The 15,544-nt window shown below is 46.3% G+C and carries 18 protein-coding genes and 1 pseudogene; 8 read left to right on the top strand and 11 right to left on the bottom strand.

Annotation, left to right across the window (positions count from 1 at the left end):
* Positions 1-155: 155 nt before the first annotated feature.
* Positions 156-692: an ROK family protein gene (locus I2H74_RS06215; protein WP_195572517.1), complete on the bottom strand. Its 537-nt coding sequence runs from the start codon at positions 690-692 to the stop codon at positions 156-158.
* Positions 652-987 (bottom strand): hypothetical protein, encoded by a 336-nt coding sequence (locus I2H74_RS06210; RefSeq protein ID WP_195572515.1) that lies wholly within the window; start codon positions 985-987, stop codon positions 652-654. The genes I2H74_RS06215 and I2H74_RS06210 overlap by 41 nt, the downstream gene beginning before the upstream one ends.
* A 234-nt stretch (positions 988-1,221) precedes the next feature.
* Here I2H74_RS06210 and I2H74_RS06205 point away from each other — a divergent pair, with 234 nt between their 5' ends.
* Genes I2H74_RS06205 through I2H74_RS06195 form a run of 3 tightly spaced genes read left to right on the top strand, consistent with a single transcriptional unit; the run spans position 1,222 to position 3,935 of the window.
* Positions 1,222-1,908 (top strand): GntR family transcriptional regulator, encoded by a 687-nt coding sequence (locus I2H74_RS06205; RefSeq protein ID WP_195573392.1) that lies wholly within the window; start codon positions 1,222-1,224, stop codon positions 1,906-1,908.
* 51 nt (positions 1,909-1,959) lie between these two features.
* Entirely contained in the window at positions 1,960-3,054 is a 1,095-nt protein-coding gene (gene uxuA, locus I2H74_RS06200; RefSeq protein ID WP_195572513.1) for a mannonate dehydratase, read from the top strand.
* The gene (locus tag I2H74_RS06195) at positions 3,051-3,935 is read left to right on the top strand and encodes an SDR family oxidoreductase (protein ID WP_195572511.1); all 885 of its coding nucleotides are present in this window, start codon (positions 3,051-3,053) and stop codon (positions 3,933-3,935) included. Before uxuA ends, I2H74_RS06195 begins: the two co-directional genes overlap by 4 nt.
* A gap of 190 nt (positions 3,936-4,125) precedes the next feature.
* Here the strand turns inward: I2H74_RS06195 and I2H74_RS06190 are convergent, their stop codons facing one another.
* The 3 genes from I2H74_RS06190 to I2H74_RS06180 form a co-directional block, all read right to left on the bottom strand.
* On the bottom strand, positions 4,126-4,848 hold the full coding sequence (locus I2H74_RS06190; RefSeq protein ID WP_195573390.1) for a DUF981 family protein: 723 nt from the start codon (positions 4,846-4,848) through the stop codon (positions 4,126-4,128).
* Positions 4,849-5,175: 327 nt separating this feature from the next.
* A complete protein-coding gene (locus tag I2H74_RS06185) occupies positions 5,176-5,625 on the bottom strand; it encodes a thioredoxin family protein (RefSeq protein WP_195572509.1) in 450 nt (149 codons plus the stop codon).
* A gap of 186 nt (positions 5,626-5,811) precedes the next feature.
* A complete protein-coding gene (locus I2H74_RS06180) occupies positions 5,812-7,086 on the bottom strand; it encodes a Gfo/Idh/MocA family protein (protein ID WP_195572508.1) in 1,275 nt (424 codons plus the stop codon).
* A 389-nt stretch (positions 7,087-7,475) separates the two neighbouring features.
* Between I2H74_RS06180 and I2H74_RS06175 the strand changes: the two genes are divergently transcribed.
* Positions 7,476-7,799, top strand: coding sequence for a DUF5658 family protein (locus tag I2H74_RS06175; RefSeq protein ID WP_195572507.1), 324 nt, complete (start codon positions 7,476-7,478; stop codon positions 7,797-7,799).
* A gap of 256 nt (positions 7,800-8,055) precedes the next feature.
* Here the strand turns inward: I2H74_RS06175 and I2H74_RS06170 are convergent, their stop codons facing one another.
* From I2H74_RS06170 to I2H74_RS06155, 4 genes and pseudogenes are all read right to left on the bottom strand, one after another.
* Positions 8,056-8,796 (bottom strand): ABC transporter permease, encoded by a 741-nt coding sequence (locus I2H74_RS06170; RefSeq protein ID WP_195572506.1) that lies wholly within the window; start codon positions 8,794-8,796, stop codon positions 8,056-8,058.
* A gap of 1 nt (position 8,797) precedes the next feature.
* A pseudogene (locus tag I2H74_RS06165) lies at positions 8,798-9,747 on the bottom strand (ABC transporter ATP-binding protein).
* Between the two features lie 602 nt (positions 9,748-10,349).
* Positions 10,350-10,652, bottom strand: coding sequence for a DUF6509 family protein (locus I2H74_RS06160; protein ID WP_195572505.1), 303 nt, complete (start codon positions 10,650-10,652; stop codon positions 10,350-10,352).
* Positions 10,653-10,657: 5 nt separating this feature from the next.
* Positions 10,658-12,580, bottom strand: a complete 1,923-nt coding sequence (locus I2H74_RS06155; protein ID WP_195572504.1) for an ATP-dependent DNA helicase — start codon at positions 12,578-12,580, stop codon at positions 10,658-10,660.
* 193 nt (positions 12,581-12,773) lie between these two features.
* Here I2H74_RS06155 and I2H74_RS06150 point away from each other — a divergent pair, with 193 nt between their 5' ends.
* On the top strand, positions 12,774-13,097 hold the full coding sequence (locus tag I2H74_RS06150; RefSeq protein WP_195572503.1) for a DUF3889 domain-containing protein: 324 nt from the start codon (positions 12,774-12,776) through the stop codon (positions 13,095-13,097).
* Between the two features lie 133 nt (positions 13,098-13,230).
* Here the strand turns inward: I2H74_RS06150 and I2H74_RS06145 are convergent, their stop codons facing one another.
* Positions 13,231-13,503 (bottom strand): hypothetical protein, encoded by a 273-nt coding sequence (locus I2H74_RS06145; protein ID WP_195572502.1) that lies wholly within the window; start codon positions 13,501-13,503, stop codon positions 13,231-13,233.
* Between the two features lie 310 nt (positions 13,504-13,813).
* Here I2H74_RS06145 and I2H74_RS06140 point away from each other — a divergent pair, with 310 nt between their 5' ends.
* The 3 genes from I2H74_RS06140 to I2H74_RS06130 are packed head-to-tail and all read left to right on the top strand — an operon-like array spanning position 13,814 to position 15,086.
* Complete coding sequence (locus I2H74_RS06140; RefSeq protein ID WP_195572501.1) at positions 13,814-14,161, top strand: DMT family transporter; 348 nt, start codon at positions 13,814-13,816, stop codon at positions 14,159-14,161.
* A complete protein-coding gene (locus tag I2H74_RS06135) occupies positions 14,158-14,472 on the top strand; it encodes a DMT family transporter (protein WP_195572499.1) in 315 nt (104 codons plus the stop codon). Before I2H74_RS06140 ends, I2H74_RS06135 begins: the two co-directional genes overlap by 4 nt.
* Before the next feature lie 29 nt (positions 14,473-14,501).
* Positions 14,502-15,086, top strand: a complete 585-nt coding sequence (locus tag I2H74_RS06130) for a TetR/AcrR family transcriptional regulator (protein WP_195572497.1) — start codon at positions 14,502-14,504, stop codon at positions 15,084-15,086.
* 168 nt (positions 15,087-15,254) lie between these two features.
* On the opposite strand, the gene I2H74_RS06125 is transcribed toward I2H74_RS06130, so the two are convergent.
* Positions 15,255-15,530 carry a barstar family protein gene (locus tag I2H74_RS06125; protein ID WP_195572495.1) on the bottom strand — a complete coding sequence of 92 codons (276 nt, stop codon included), beginning with the start codon at positions 15,528-15,530 and terminating at the stop codon, positions 15,255-15,257.
* Positions 15,531-15,544 lie beyond the last annotated feature (14 nt).

Raw genomic sequence — 15,544 nt, 5'->3', positions numbered from 1 at the left:
CGTTTCATTCCCCTTTCACTGTCATTTAAGCAGCAACAAGCCAAAGATGTAATACCGTATACCATGATAAGATTAAGATGCAAACGATTAGCGTATCTTTTGGATTTCATGATTATTTAACATGCAGACCCTATCCAATGTTCTTCTTTATCCATTTATACAAATGCAAGCTGCTCTCTTGCATATTCACTCGCTCCAATCGCAACACTGCGATGTCCCTCACGCGCCGTCTCGATTCTGCAAGCTTGGAACAAATCTTGCAGCGTGTACTGTGCCGCGATCGTAATCGCCCGCTCCAAATAGCCAGGATACTGAGCTGCTGCGCCTCCTATCACAATCACATCTGGATTGTACAAGTGAATAATGTTCGTAAGCGCAAGCCCAAAGTAGAAGCCTGCCTGCTGGATTATCGAAGCTGCTTGAGCATCATGCTTCTCAAGCTTGCGCAAAAAGACTTCGGCACTGACCTTAGCCTCCCGGAGAATAGCTGCGCTGCTTGCCAAGTCATCCAGCTTTTTCACCCGGCCACTTACGGGAACCATCGTGTATCCAAGCTCTCCTGACCAGCCGCATGCTCCTTGCAGCGGCTTCCCGTCTACAACAACGTGAGAAGCGATACCGGCATCGGCCAGAATAAATGCTACCGTTCGGTTATTTGGATAAGGCCTCGTTTCCGCAATGGCAGCTGCCATTAAGCAGTCTCACCGGAACCTTTCCATCCGTAAATTGGTCGGCCGTTACACCATTCAGAATGTCCATATCACTGAACTGCACGCGCTGGTCGCCTTCAACAAGACCAACCAAGCCAATTCCTACTCCTGCTGGCTCACTTGGAAGCTCTTCAATAAAAGACCGAATATGCTGCTTCAATGAATCGAAGGTGCATGCACTGCCTGTGGGCACCGTTCGCTCCATAATCCCCTGCTCCGTCTGCGCGTACATGTACATGCTCGTTACCCCTACTTCAATTCCCACATAAGGATTCATGCCGTTCCTCCTCCATCTTAAGTCGGTCTTGAACTCACAACCGCTGTTCATTGTAGGACTATATGAGACTACTAGCGAAAACATGACTTTCAAAGCGAATGCCGTTGAAAGAACACGCCCATCCTGCTCAAAACAGCATGATGATCAAGGATAAAGAGGAACATTTTTCAAAAAAAGAGGTATCAGCGATACTACTTGTATGGTAGTATGGTAGTTGAAAGAAGGTGAATCATGATGAACGGATCTTTCCAACGAACACCCGACTCTGCTGGGAATGTGGTGTACAACGAGCTAAAGCAGCGCATTATGAATCTGGATTTGCCGCCTGGCACCTCCCTATCAGAGAAGGAGATGTCCCTTGCGTTCGATGTCAGCCGCACCCCTGTGCGGGAAAGCTTCGTGCGCTTGGCACAGGAGGGACTCGTTCAAGTCCTGCCCCAGCGAGGTACGAAGGTGTCTCTGATCGATCCGGCGTATGTGGAAGAGGCGAGATTCATGCGTGAGCAGCTGGAGAAGGCCGTTATTCGCTTAGCCTGCGAATCCTTCCCTGAAGAAGCCATGAGCAGGCTGAAGCAGAATCTAGCACTACAGGCCGAAAGCATGGAGAAGCATGACGGCAAGCAGATGTTTGAGCTCGATGAGGCCTTCCACCGTACGCTGTTCGAAGGCTGCCGCAAGAGCGGAACATGGGCGGTCATGCAGCAGATGAATGCCCATTTGAACCGCAGCCGCCGTCTGTGGCTGATTGCCTCCTCTGATTGGAGGCACCTTTATGAGCATCACGGCAAGATGGCGGAGCTGATTGAGAAGCACGATGCCAAAGGCGCCGAGCAGCTGATGCAGGAGCATCTGACGTTAAGCATTACCGATCTGGAAGTATTAAGAGCCACGTATCCGAATTATTTCATCCCTGTAAGCTGATTGAACTTGATCCAAATGAGCTGGATCAACCATTAATGAGGCGGTGAACGTATGCGTATGACATTTCGATGGTTTGGCAAGGGCAATGATACCGTATCCCTTAGCCAGATTAAGCAAATTCCAGGCGTAGAAGGAATCGTATGGTCCCTTCACGATGTGCCGGCCGGCGAGGAATGGCCGATGGAGAAGATTAAGGCTGTTCAGGAGCAGGCTTCTGAGTATGGACTCCATCTGGATGTTGTTGAAAGCGTTAACGTACATGAAGACATTAAGCTTGGACTTGCTTCGCGTGATCACTACATTGAGAATTACATCAAGACGATAGAGAAGCTTGCCTCGGTTGGCGTAAAGGTGATTTGCTACAACTTCATGCCGATCTTCGATTGGCTCAGAACCGATTTGTTCAAGGAGATGGAGGATGGATCAAATGCTCTCTTCTTCGAAAAATCCCGCATTCATGGCATGGATCCGTTTGAGCTTGTCGAATCCATCAATAAAAACAGCGAGCTGACGATGCCAGGCTGGGAGCCTGAGCGTCTCTCCCATCTCACGAGCTTGTTTGAGGCGTATCAAGGGGTTACGGAAGAGAACCTCTGGGATCATCTTGAATACTTCCTTCAAAAGGTCGTTCCGGTTGCGGAGAAGCACGACATCCAAATGGCGATTCATCCAGACGATCCGCCTTGGTCTGTCTTCGGCTTGCCTCGCATTATTACCTGTCAGGACAATCTGCGCCGCCTGCTCCGCCTCTATGACAGCCCGTCCAATGCCATTACGCTTTGCAGCGGGTCATTCGGTGCGAATCCAGACAATGATATCGTTGCGATGATCCATGAGTTTAAGGACCGGATCCCATTTGCCCATATTCGAAATGTTCGAGTATATGAGAATGGGGACTTCATTGAAACCTCACACCGTACTCAGGATGGTACGGTAGATATTGCAGGCATCGTCAAAGCCTATCATAATATCGGCTTTACGGGATATGTCCGGCCTGACCATGGCCGCCATATCTGGGGAGAACAGTGCCGTCCGGGCTACGGGCTGTATGACCGAGCACTTGGCATCATGCACCTGTGGGGACTATGGGATGCCTATGAGCGGGTGGCACAAGCCGCGAAGTCTGCAAAGGAGGCCATGGTATGAGTTGGAATCCACAAGCTGCATCCGAGAAGGCTGCGCTCCCCCTGCACCCTTCTTTAGCAGGGAAAGTCGCGGTTGTCACTGGCGGCGCTGGCGTATTGTGCAGCGCAATGGCTATAGAGCTGGCTAGACAAGGCGTGAAGGTCGCGATTCTAAATCGCACGCTCTCGAAGGGTGAAGCCGTTGCCCAAGAGATTGAACAACAGGGAGGAACGGCCATCGCCGTATCGTGCGATGTGACGGATGCTGCCAGCGTGCAAGCGGCCTCCGCTCTTATTACGGAGCAGTTCGGCCCATGCGATATTCTCATCAATGGTGCCGGCGGCAACCATGCCAGCGCCAATACGACCCACGAGACATTCCGGCAGGAAGATCTGGAGCTCCCTGATGTCACTTCCTTTTTCGATACAAAGGTGGAGGGCTTTAGACATGTGCTGGATCTGAACTTTACAGGCACATTGATTCCAACCCAAGTGTTTGCGAAGCAAATGATCGGGCGTGCCGGAGCTGTCGTCATTAATCTGTCGTCCATGAGCTCATTCTCGCCGTTAACGAAGGTAGGTGCTTACAGTGCTGCAAAGGCTGCCATCAATAACTTTACGCAGTGGCTTGCCGTTCACCTCGCAGATGCCGGAATCCGTGTAAATGCTCTAGCTCCCGGCTTCTTCCTAACGGAGCAGAATCGGACCCTGCTGACGAATGAAGATGGCAGCTTGACGGAGCGCTCGAACAAGATCATAAGCCATACGCCGATGCGGCGCTTCGGCACGCCTCAGGATCTGCTTGGCACTCTGCTGTGGCTTGCAGATGAGGATACCTCTGGCTTTATCACAGGTGCGGTCATTCCTGTAGATGGCGGATTCATGGCTTACTCTGGCGTGTAATCGGATCTTCGATGTTATCGATAAAAAGAACCCCCTCGCTTCACCATGAACCAGGTTGGCAAGCTAAGAGGAAGCCTGCGGACCTGGTTCATGGTGAAGCGAGGGGTTATTGCATGTATGGAAAATGAACTAGCTCTATGTACAAGCTTGAAGCCCCATGTAAACTTAGATTTCCGCTTTGATTACAACATCAATTCATCGTATTAACAATTAAGCCGATGTGCGTAAAGTAATTCATCGCTCCGAACAGTGCAAAGGCAATCCCTGCAAGGGTCCATACGACCGCGATCACCTTGACGACCTTCGATTTGCGATTGTTTAGTCCAAATGGGAACAGAATCGCACCGATGCCGGTTAAAGCATAGAGGCCAGAGATAAAGCTGGCTTCAAGCAGCGGATAATCCGCGAATTGCCCCGATATTGGCTCTTCAGGAGGTGCTGCAAACAGCTGATAGTATATCCCTGCAAAGGCGATCGCGATGAGTCCAAGGCCAATCGCTGCGGCAAAATAAGATAAGGGACGTGTCATTTCCGTTAAGTCATCAGCCACTCGTCCACCCGTAATCTTGGTTCCAGGCTGCTTTTGATCAGATCGGAGCAGCAGGTTGGACTTGCGCCACAGCAAGATGGCACCTGCCAGCATCAGAACCCCGAAAGCAAGCGAGGGTTCACCGAATATAATATCGTCAAACGGAAAACCGACCTTGGAAAGCGGCCAGGTTAAGGTCATCGCCCCGCCAAGCAGCGTAAGCAGAAAGCCGTTTACCCCGAAGCCCATGGCCCACCCTTCAAGGCTTATCGTTCTGTCTCGTTGGATGAGCCAGCCGAAGCGAACAAGCTGCAACAAGGCTACACCCGCAGCTACAGCCATTAAGGTATTGTACATTTGTGTGGCCGACCATTCGATATGCATCATGATCATCCTTTCCATTAATTATATATGTAAATGTTTATATAATAACATTCCATTATTACCCTGATCCCATAGCAATGAATCCGTTATATGCCATATCCTCAACCTACTATTGAGAGATTCTAAGGATGTATGAGACTACAGATTAGTGAAATTACCTTACCTATAAAAAGGCCGTTCGATGATGGTGCGACTTGGATGATATTTTTTATGCTTCATCATCATGCCATAGAAAAACGCCCCTGCTTCCTATCCGATTAGGCCTAACTTTAAGCCTATCCTCTGATAGAAACGCATGGAGCGTCTTTTATTGATCATCAAGTTAAGTTATGAAGCAGTCATATACTTGTTCATCAACTGCTGAATATCCTCATTGGAGAAGCGGCCCTCATCGATTCGTTCGACCTCTTGTCCATCTCTGATATAAAGAAGTGCTGGCACGGTTGAAATATTGAGCGAGTTCAGCATCTCAACCATCTTCTCTTCATTTTCTTTGCGGCCTTCGTCTGTGTTGAAGTAGTGCACTTCCGCTTTGTTTGCTTTTACTTCCTTCACAAGCTTCGGCTCGAATTCCTGACACACCGGACAGGTTGGCCGCCCCACATAGACGAATCCAGACTTCTTCTCTGTTAAGAACGTCTCTAGCTGCTGATTGGACATCGGCATCAACACCTTCTTGTCCATCTGTTCAGGAAGCTTTAATAGCAGCAGAATCAAGATCAGGATGACGAGCCCCCACAGAAATTTGTTTTGGAACCATTTCTTTTTCTTGTTCACAAATCCACATCCCTATCAGGTATTAAGATAACCTTAGGTTTAGCAACCCTTCTATTCGCATTATAAATGAAACTATAACGGGATGTTTCATCAATTCCGTTCAAATATTCAAGGATTTGTGAACAAAAACACAAATGGAAAAATAAAGGAAATGCCCTGCGGGCTGCGCTTTAGAATGATCTCTATTCACGCATTGGCCTGAGCTGCAAATTGCTCAGCAAATGAAGACAGTGAAACCACTTCACCTGTAAGGCGAGAATGCTCGGCAGCAAACGACATGAGATGGCTCTGCACAGAAATATCAGCAGAAGTTAGACCTTTCTCGCTGCCATTTGCTCGAACAAGCTTAATAAAGTCCCACACCAAGCCTTCATCGCCGCCTCCATGGCCAGCGTGCCCGCCAGGTGTATCAAGATGAATACATTCAGATGATTCCTGTCCAAAGCGAATCCACTCTATCTCATTCTTCTCCATGGCACCGCGAATCTCGCCTGCTGTTCCCATCAGCTTAATAGTACGGGAGCATTCCTGTGTAAAGGCCGACATTGTAAATACCGCCGTTACTTCATTATCAAATTCCATATTCACGACCTGATGATCGACGACATCATTATCGCAATGGTAGACGCAGCGTCCATAAGGGCCTTCCTCGATCGCTTTTTGTCTTGCTTCATAGCTTAGGTCATTGCTGATCGCTAGCTGCATCCAGTTCGGCTCATCAATTAAATAAGTCTTCGGTGCATAGTAGATGCATGTATCTGCTGCAGGGCACCCATCCAGGCAGCGCTTTGGCGCGCCTTTCGGCGCATTCTCTGCTCGGAAATGCGAAAGGCTGCCGAAGGAAGAAATCCGTTTGCAGGAAGCGCCTGCAAGCCATAGCATAATGTCCATGTCGTGACAGGACTTCGCTAGAATCATCGGGCTGCTCTCCTTTGAATTTCGCCAGTTCCCCCGCACAAAGCTGTGTGCTTGATGCCAGTAGCCCACATTTTCATTATGCTGAATCGACATTAGTCTTCCAATCTTTCCTTCCTCAATCATGTGCTTGATCGTACCGAAGAACCGTGTATAACGGAGCACGTGACAGATCGAGAAGACAAGACCCAGCTCCTTCGCCTTCTCCCCCATCTTTATGCATTCCACCGGATCAGGCGACATCGGCTTCTCCAGCAGAACATGATAGCCTGCCTCCAAAGCTTTCATCGTTGGCTCAAAATGCATATTGTCCTGCGTGCATACAAGTACAGCATCCGCAAGCTTGGGTTGGCTAAGCATCTCACGCCAGTCCGTAAAGCACATCTCGTCTTTAAGCTGATGCGCCTCTTGGAAATTGAGCCTTCTCTCCTCCCAAGGGTCCGCTACCGCAACCACCTCCACTTCATCCGGATTGCTAATCGCTACATTCGTATAATTAATGCCACGCAGTCCTGCCCCGATCAATGCCAGCTTTACTTTGCTCATCTGTTCTCTCCTCCTGCATATAAGTATAGCGCTTACATTATGATCATATCGCAATCACCAGCGTGCCAACAATTTCGATCCTTTTACATGCTTCTGATTTCTTTACTCTCCTTGCTGATGCATGCTTTGCCGTGTTTTTGACCATGATGATAGAGAGAAATATTTCCAGTGGACATTGCAAATAAATCCTATATTGGCAACATCGCCCTACCTTCATGATCAAGTCTTTGTTTTGTCTATTGCAGAAAGGCTTCAAGCAAGCGAATCATTCTATGAATCTATGAATATCCTAGCAATAGATCGCTCGTGGATCCACTCGAAACATCTCTAACACTTAAAATTAACCCATTCTGCTGCTATGAACTTAAGTAGTAAAAGGAGTCATGAAGATGATCAAAGATCGGCCTCTATTCTTCATAAAAGCGATTATCTTATTCAGCCTGTTCGATGCCCTCTGCACGGACATCGGCATTAAGCTTGGCTGGGTGACAGAAGCCAATCCCATTGCAGGCGCAGTGTATGAGTGGAGCATACTCGCTTTCTATGGCCTGAAAGCGCTTCTTCCCCTTACCCTCCTGCTCCTCTATCCAGTGATCACCATGCGGCGATTCCATCAGTGGCTTATTACGATGACAGCTTTCATTTATTTGGCTGTTAGCCTATATCACTGCGTTTGGATGGTGTACGGCTGGTATGTGCATCGTTTAATCTGAACAATTGGCTGTCAACAAAAAAAGGACGGTCATCCCTACGCAAATTCATAAGCAAGCCCAGCGAATTTAACATTCCATTTTGTCAGCCCTATGCGCGGTTCTTGCTTCGTCCATGACAGTCTTCATGTTGTCGGTTAGGGGGTCCCATGGGGGAACTCCACCTAGTTTCTGCCCGAAGATAAAATGTTAGACTGACTTTAATGTATAACCAGTGTAACTGTATCCTATTTTGCTCATTCTTAGCTCCGTGTTATGTTTAGTCTGCTCCTCTCTCTTTGACGAACAACCATAGTCCAATTGCAAAGAAAAACAAGATATAGGCGATATCTATCGCTAACGACATAGGTAAGCCCACTAATTCCGATTTAGATTGTGATGTGCTCCAATAGACACTTAAATCATCATGATGAATGAATAGAATGTGCGTCCATGATGTCGATAAGAGACTACCACCAAACATTATCTGTAAAAAGTATAGCACTAAGCTGCAGCCTACTGCGATAGCAGCTGATCTCGTCCACACGCCAATCAAGGATGCTAGACTTGCATATAGGCAACATTGCAATACGAGTGCTCCGATAGAGTATAGTACAACCGTCATGTCCCCCCATTGCATGTTTTGTGGAGCCATCAGAAGATTCAATAACAAAGAAACAATGAATATACTAACTACACTCGTAACGATGAGCAAGATCATCGCAGCAATCTTTGCAGCATGCAACCGTGCGCGCGAAGACGTATGCAGGAATAGTTGTTTCAGAGTACCATATTGATACTCATCCGTCCAAATAAGAGGTGACAAAACAATCGCCCAAGGCAGAATAACAAGCATTCCCGATAGGTCAAGCAAAGCATCTACCATTTGAGCCACCGTAACATTGGCCTGGAGATTACTGATGTACGACCAAGACAACAGTACCGTCATCACAATAAAACCAATATGTGAAAGAATAAAGATTCTTTTATTTACTATCTTCAAACATTCATTCCATAGCAATTTAACTCACCTCACCGCGCGTAGTTGTCCATTCTAAAAACTTATCCTCTAAACTCGTATGTGCCGGCAACACCCGATGAACTTCCACCCCGGCATCACACAATGCTCTAATCAGCTTTGGAACTTGACATTCATCAATAGCTACTGTCATCTTATGCAAACCGTTAGATAATTTCTCTGTCTGCATATCATCCAATGCATGATGATCATCCCCAAACAAGTTAACTACAACTTCGCTTGTAAGCTCAATATGATCAACATGAAGGGTAACACAGAATTCCCCACCACTTAATTCATCATCAATCCGCTGCTCTGTCATTAAGCAGCCATTCTGCATAATAACCACTCGGCGTGCCATCTGCTCAATCTCAGACAGTTGATGACTGGAGATCACAATTGCTACGCCCAAATCTGCCGCAATTTTATTTAAATAGTTCCGGGTTTCACGGACACCAGCAGGATCAAGTGCATTCATCGGCTCATCTAACACAAGCAACTTTGGCTTTCGCAGTAGTGCTTGTGCAATTCCCAAGCGTTGTTTCATTCCCATGGAGTACGTACCGACTCGCTGCTTAAGCGCATGTTCGATCCCGGTCAGACTGGCTACCTCCAACAGCCAATCCTTACTCGCATTTTTGTGCAGACGCTGATATTGACGTAGATTTTCATACCCACTCAAATAAGGTAGAATGCAGGTGCTTCAATCACTGCCCCTACATTGAGGAGTGCTTTAGAAAACTGACTCTTAATACTGTAACCTGCAATCCGCACGTCCCCGGCACTTATTGTGCTTAGACCAACGATCATCTTCATCGTAGTTGTCTTGCCCGCTCCGTTCGCACCAAGTAGTCCAATAATCTCTCCCTCTACCACATCGAACGATATGTCTTGCACGATCAACTTGCCCTTGATTTCTTTCGTTAGGTGTTGCACCGACAGTACCGTTTCCAATTGTCCCACTCCTTACAATTTAAGTGCAGCTTCATTTTATGAATTCATTAAGAACAGCCTGTAAATAAAAATCAACTATGAACTCATTTCCCTATAGTAATATTGATAATAACTTGAAGTATGTACCAGGTCATTGGTTCTCATCTTTGTGATATCTGTCCCGGCAATGGAATGATAGATACCTTCAGTTGCTTGATCTAAAAGTAGAAATTATAATCGTTCCCTCCAATATCCAACGTAATCTCGAGTTGTTCATATATTGTAAGTGTAGTTAGTAGGTTTTAAAGAAGAAATTTAAGATTCTTACATTTACCCTACAATATTGTAAGGTTTAATAAGTATTATATTTTCAATCAAAGTATAGGCAACAAACACTATCCCACTGATGTATAGAAATAAAAAAACTATCTATTTCCTTAAAGAAATAGATAGTTTTTGCGAAAATGTATCTTAATGTGCAATTTTCCCTAAATGATAGGGTGACCCTTATTATATCCGTCTAATTCTAAATTTCGTCCAAGGATTTTCGAGTTTTTTGAAGGGTGATGACCATCTCTTCCTACAGCAAATCTTATTACGGGTAAACGGAGACTTTTCTCCCCTTATTCGCCCGCAGCCTCTTTCAACAGCTGCTCGCGGCAGTACTGCTCGACGAGCGCAAGTTCTTCATCTTCAAGATCGATGTCTAGATAACGATCCGTGAAGCGTTCGTGCAAGTCATACTTTACAATACTGGATTGGTCGCCATCGGCGCGGAAGATGACACGCACATATACACCATTTTCCAAGTAAAGCTCATCGTCCTCCGGCACCTCAATGTTCAGATTGCATTCATAGCGAATCCCGCTTAGAATGCCAAACGGATCTTTTACTTGTTCTGCCGTATGTCCAATTATCGTCAACATGATCGTTACTCCCCTCTAACAGGCAGGGCCAATTCCACCTGCTCTCGTACGTCTTTTTGGTTCAGCTCAGTGCCGAAAATCGACACCATGCCGCGGTCTTCGCTGGAGCGAATTAATCTTCCGATCCCCTGCTTCAAGCGCAGAAGCATGTACGGCATGTCTACTTCATTGAACGCATCCTTCGCATCATGGCGGCGCGCCGTGAATACAGGATCATTCGGCGGGAATGGAAGCTCCCACAGGATAACGTGGGACAAGGACGGGCCCGGAATATCAAGGCCCTCCCATAAGGATACGGCACACAGCACGCTAGACTCGTCCTGCTGGAACTGCTCAATCAAGCGGCTGATCTCCTGTGTGCCCTCATAGAGCATCGGATAAGGAAGTTGAATATCAGCTTCTGCAAGCGCCTGTTTAAACTGCTTCATTTCCTCTTCGCTTCGGAACAAGATAAGGGCTCTACCCTCGGATTCTTGAAGCAGCTCCACAACTTTGTTGATCTTTTCTTCTCCGACAATAGAAGTATGCAGCCTTGCCTTCATTTGCGCTTCATAGTCGTAAGGCGAAGGGGTTGAGAAATGAAGGGCCTGAGTCAGTCCAAGGCCTGCCGTCATATAATCAAAGGAACCATCAACAGACATCGTTGCAGATGAGAATACAATCGGCATGTGCTGAGCGAACACTCGCTCCTTCAGCACCTCCTGCACTTTCTTTGGCATAATGACTAATGACAGACCGTCCTGATCCTCTCTCAGCCAAGAGATAAGACGCTCAGGCTGATCGAAGAGCTGGAGAGCCGTCTGCATCATATCCAGATGCTCCTCCACAATCTTCAGCTGATATTCATTCAGCGTGAACGTACCTCCCTCGTATACGAGCTCCTCCTCAATCGTGTTCAGCACCAAACGAAACCGTCTAACTTCAGCTTTCAATGCATCGTTAAGCGGGTATTCCATGCGATCGGAGCCTGGAATCTTTACAGCCAGCCGGTGCAGTGTGTCGAATAAGGCTTCGCTCTGTTCGATCGCCTCATCAATCGTCACCGCCAGCGACTCACGGATCTCGCCTTCGAGCAATCGAACAATAATGCTTTCGAAGACAGCATGCTTAAGCTGATAAGTTAACGCATTCTGGGCTGCGGTTTCGAGAAGGTGACCCTCGTCAAACACGACGGAGCTGTGTTCAGGCAAGAGCGGAAGCTGGCCGTTTCGCTTTCTCGATTCATAAGTCCACACATGCTCCATATAAAAATCATGGGAGCAAATAATAAGATCGGCCGATTTGCGATAATGCTCCCGGGATAGCGTTTGACCACAGCGATGACGCTGAGGGCATACCAAGCAATCCTGGAACACATCCCAGCCGATTCTTGCCCATTGCTCATCTGACAGGTGAGCGTGGTCCTTGCGATCTCCATATGGATAAAAGGCTTGAAGCGTATCTGGCTTTCTGACGAATTCAGGGAGAGTCTGATAGATATCTCGATACAGCTCTCGGTCCTCTTCCCCGTATCTGGCCAGATCGAGCTTATTCAAGCATACGTACTGATCTTGGGATTTGCTAAGCCTCGCATCAACCACAAGATCAAGATGCTTTGCAATCTTGGCAATATCGCCATCTGGCTTGACAAGCTGCTCGATGAGCGACTCATCCGCACAAGCGATAACAGCAGGCTTTCTTGTGTATCTGGCATAGCTAATGGCATATAGCAAATATACAAGCGTCTTGCCGGTGCCGACTCCCGCTTCAGCAAGAATCGTTTTCTTTTCTTGATAGGCTCTCTCCAACTGGAAAGCCATATAAATCTGTTCATCACGAACTTCGAATCCCGATTCAGGCAAGATATCATAGAATACATCCGCGATCCAGTCGCTTGCTTGCTTGATATAGGGTTCCGACGGGTTAAATTCAAACGGGTAATTTGCCAAACGAACGAACGCCTCCACTTTCTGTCCTCAAAGTGCATTCAATCATTATACCTTAAGTATGGACAAGAGAGAATCAGAATCTACTGGATGAATGAACCGCTTTTATGAATGAAATAAGGCCAAATCACACACGCTGTGAACATAAGCGCTTCACCAGCACAACGATACTTACTGAAATGGAGAGATGGATGCTATGCATACAAGAGGCACAAAGCTTCTGGCTGGCCTTGTTCTGCTGCTACTGCTGTATGGGCACACCGTATCGTCCCTATGTGCTCAGCCCGACTATGCTCGCTGGGGACGTATTGCTGTTCAAGAGACGATAAAGCGATATCAAGCTTCTGTGCTGGACTACCTTCATATTGGTCGCCAAGAGGTTAGCCCTACTGTTGCTGAGGAGCAGTTCAAGCTGTGGGTCAAGCAAGGCACACGCGAATTCGGGGTGCTCGTTACCGTTAGATTCAATCCGAAGACCAACGAACAGCTCTCGATCAGCTTCAAGGAAACCTCGTCATAGCTGTGCGTAACAGCGTAGAAAGCCTGCCTTCCTCTTGCAGTGAAGGCAGCTTACTTTATTCTCTTTATGACCTATACATGACACAACAAAATAGAGCATAACAAGGTTATGCCCTTAGTCCATGCTGCTCGCCTTATTGATTTCGCTTAAAACTCAGTCGATTGGAAATAATCGTCGTTACCCCTGCAACCAAGGTCACCCAGGCCACGGTATGATATTGCAGCAGCAAACTAATGCCCCCGACAACAAGCAGAATCCCACCGATGATTCCTCCAACAATAGAGCCTACACGAGCAACATGACGAGGCGGCTTCGTAAGATGGGTCACGCTGTTCATGGCCTTCTGAACCGACTGCTGAGAGAGCTTCTTCGTATCTGCCAATATCTTCTCATTATATCTCTTCATCGTATTCCCTCCTTCTCTCCAACGAGATGAACCACCATACATCTAGAAACCTAAGCCAGATATACATAACATTTCTTGACCAAGAACTTTATAATTATACCGACCGTCGGTATGTAAATTAATCATATCGTCTCTTTCCCCGTTTGTCAATATCTCCCTTCGCCTTTGTATGACGCCTCTTCAACATTTTGATTAGAAAGTCTTTCTCATGTGTTGATTTTTAAGTCTTACTAGCATACAATGTACTCCATAAAATCTAACTAACGTTAGTTAGATTTTAAATACACATATATTCAAGGGAGAGATTCTTATGGGCTGGATTTATCTTATTCTGGGAGGAATATTCGAGGTAGGATGGGCACTAGGGTTGAAGTACTCAGACGGCTTTACCAATATACCTGTTGTCCTTCTAACACTTGTACTGCTGATTATCAGCTTCTGGTTCTTTGCTAAGACCCTAGCGGTTCTCCCTGTTTCTACGGCTTACGCTGTCTTTACGGGTATTGGGGCATTTGGGACAGCTTTGGTCGGCATGATATTTTTGGGCGATTCCGTCAGTGTCATGAAAGTTCTGTTATTGCTGCTGCTCATCAGCTGTATTATCGGTTTGAAATTAGTGTCTGGCGAAAAACATGTAGAAAGCGGGGATGAAAAATGAGCTGGGTATTCTTGACGCTTGCAGGATTGTTTGAAGTAGGAGGCATTATAAACCTGAAGTTGACAGAAGGCTTTTCAAAATGGAAGCCTACACTCTTCTTCATCTTGTTTTTAGGATTAAGCTTTACATTTCTCTCTTTATCTCTAAGGGAAATTCCGATCAGCATTGGCTATGGGGTGTGGACAGGCATTGGAGCTTCAGGAAGCGTATTGTTGGGCATGTTTCTCTTTAATGAACCTAAAGATCTTAGAAAGCTGGCACTAGTAGGTGGTATTATAATAAGTATTGTAGGACTTAAGCTTGTGTCCTGATCATGACGTTTGGAATCGAGGTGTAGTCATTGAAGAAAGGGAACGAAACAAAGCAAAAGATATTAGATCATGCCCTGCAATTGTTCTCTTCAAAAGGATATGAAGAAACTTCCCTTAAGGATATCGCTACAAATGTAAATATTAAGCCGCCTTCTATATATGCTTATTTTTCGAGTAAAGAAGAGCTGTTTGAGACGATCGTGGATTTTGTTATTGATGACTGTATTCAGTTTGTTAAAAAACAAGCCGCTTCTCTATCATCGCTTTCAACAAAGGATCAGCTGTATCAATTGCTGGACGCCTTAAACAAGTACTATTACAGAAACGACAAGGGGCTGTTTCTAAAACGATATGGCATCTTTCCTCCTGAGCCATTTAAGGACATCGTCCTGGAAAAGAATAAGCGGTTTGATCATGAAGTCCAAGCTTTGCTTTACTCGATTATAGAGCGAGAGCCAGCGCAGGATTCATTCATTTCCAAAGAAAAGATTGCCATCTCGTTTATATGCATGCTGGATGGAATGCTGTTCTATTTGATGAATCTTCCTTATGAGGAGTATGAGAAACGATTAAACGTAAATTGGGAAGTGTTTTGGAAGGGGATTATGAAATAAGCGATCGATATGAGGATAAGGTACAGAAGGTTATATGGCTCTATTGCCAAACCAATTTTATGCTTATCGTACTTAATTGCACAGTGCCGCCAAATTCTTGTCTCCCTAAAATGGACAAGAATTTGGTGCGGCACTGCATACAATGAATCTTTACTTAGGCCTTGAGCTTTACGATTCAAGCCGTATATGAAATCCTTCCATTTCTTGCTCCGCTTCTTGGAAGAGCTCAAGCAGCGTATGGCTGAATGCCCCAAGCCTTTGTTCGCTTTCACGAAAATGCAGCCAGCGGATGGTAAGCGGCAGGTCAACCCATCCGGTTAGGCAATCCCATAAAGCATCTAAATTGTGACCATAATGATCGGGCAAGGCCAAAGCTTCTTTTAAGATGGCATGCAGTTGTTCCTCATTGCCAATTGCTCCACCGTCAAGGATGATTTCACGCAACGCTAGATGCCTCC

Origin of the sequence: Paenibacillus sp. 1001270B_150601_E10, from assembly GCF_015558675.1 — a bacterium.
In the GTDB taxonomy this organism is placed as follows: domain Bacteria; phylum Bacillota; class Bacilli; order Paenibacillales; family Paenibacillaceae; genus Paenibacillus_B.
This window is presented reverse-complemented; position numbering and strand designations above follow the sequence as displayed.

Excerpts from the sequence above, each read along its gene's own strand:
- I2H74_RS06140 (WP_195572501.1), top strand. The coding sequence starts at position 13,814 with ATGGGCTGGATTTATCTTATTCTGGGAGGAATATTCGAGGTAGGATGG.
- I2H74_RS06175 (WP_195572507.1), top strand. The coding sequence starts at position 7,476 with ATGATCAAAGATCGGCCTCTATTCTTCATAAAAGCGATTATCTTATTC.
- uxuA (WP_195572513.1), top strand. The coding sequence starts at position 1,960 with ATGCGTATGACATTTCGATGGTTTGGCAAGGGCAATGATACCGTATCC.
- I2H74_RS06180 (WP_195572508.1), bottom strand. The coding sequence starts at position 7,086 with ATGAGCAAAGTAAAGCTGGCATTGATCGGGGCAGGACTGCGTGGCATT.
- I2H74_RS06195 (WP_195572511.1), top strand. The coding sequence starts at position 3,051 with ATGAGTTGGAATCCACAAGCTGCATCCGAGAAGGCTGCGCTCCCCCTG.
- I2H74_RS06190 (WP_195573390.1), bottom strand. The coding sequence starts at position 4,848 with ATGCATATCGAATGGTCGGCCACACAAATGTACAATACCTTAATGGCT.
- I2H74_RS06135 (WP_195572499.1), top strand. The coding sequence starts at position 14,158 with ATGAGCTGGGTATTCTTGACGCTTGCAGGATTGTTTGAAGTAGGAGGC.
- I2H74_RS06160 (WP_195572505.1), bottom strand. The coding sequence starts at position 10,652 with ATGTTGACGATAATTGGACATACGGCAGAACAAGTAAAAGATCCGTTT.
- I2H74_RS06150 (WP_195572503.1), top strand. The coding sequence starts at position 12,774 with ATGCATACAAGAGGCACAAAGCTTCTGGCTGGCCTTGTTCTGCTGCTA.
- I2H74_RS06215 (WP_195572517.1), bottom strand. The coding sequence starts at position 692 with ATGGCAGCTGCCATTGCGGAAACGAGGCCTTATCCAAATAACCGAACG.
- I2H74_RS06145 (WP_195572502.1), bottom strand. The coding sequence starts at position 13,503 with ATGAAGAGATATAATGAGAAGATATTGGCAGATACGAAGAAGCTCTCT.
- I2H74_RS06210 (WP_195572515.1), bottom strand. The coding sequence starts at position 987 with ATGAATCCTTATGTGGGAATTGAAGTAGGGGTAACGAGCATGTACATG.
- I2H74_RS06205 (WP_195573392.1), top strand. The coding sequence starts at position 1,222 with ATGAACGGATCTTTCCAACGAACACCCGACTCTGCTGGGAATGTGGTG.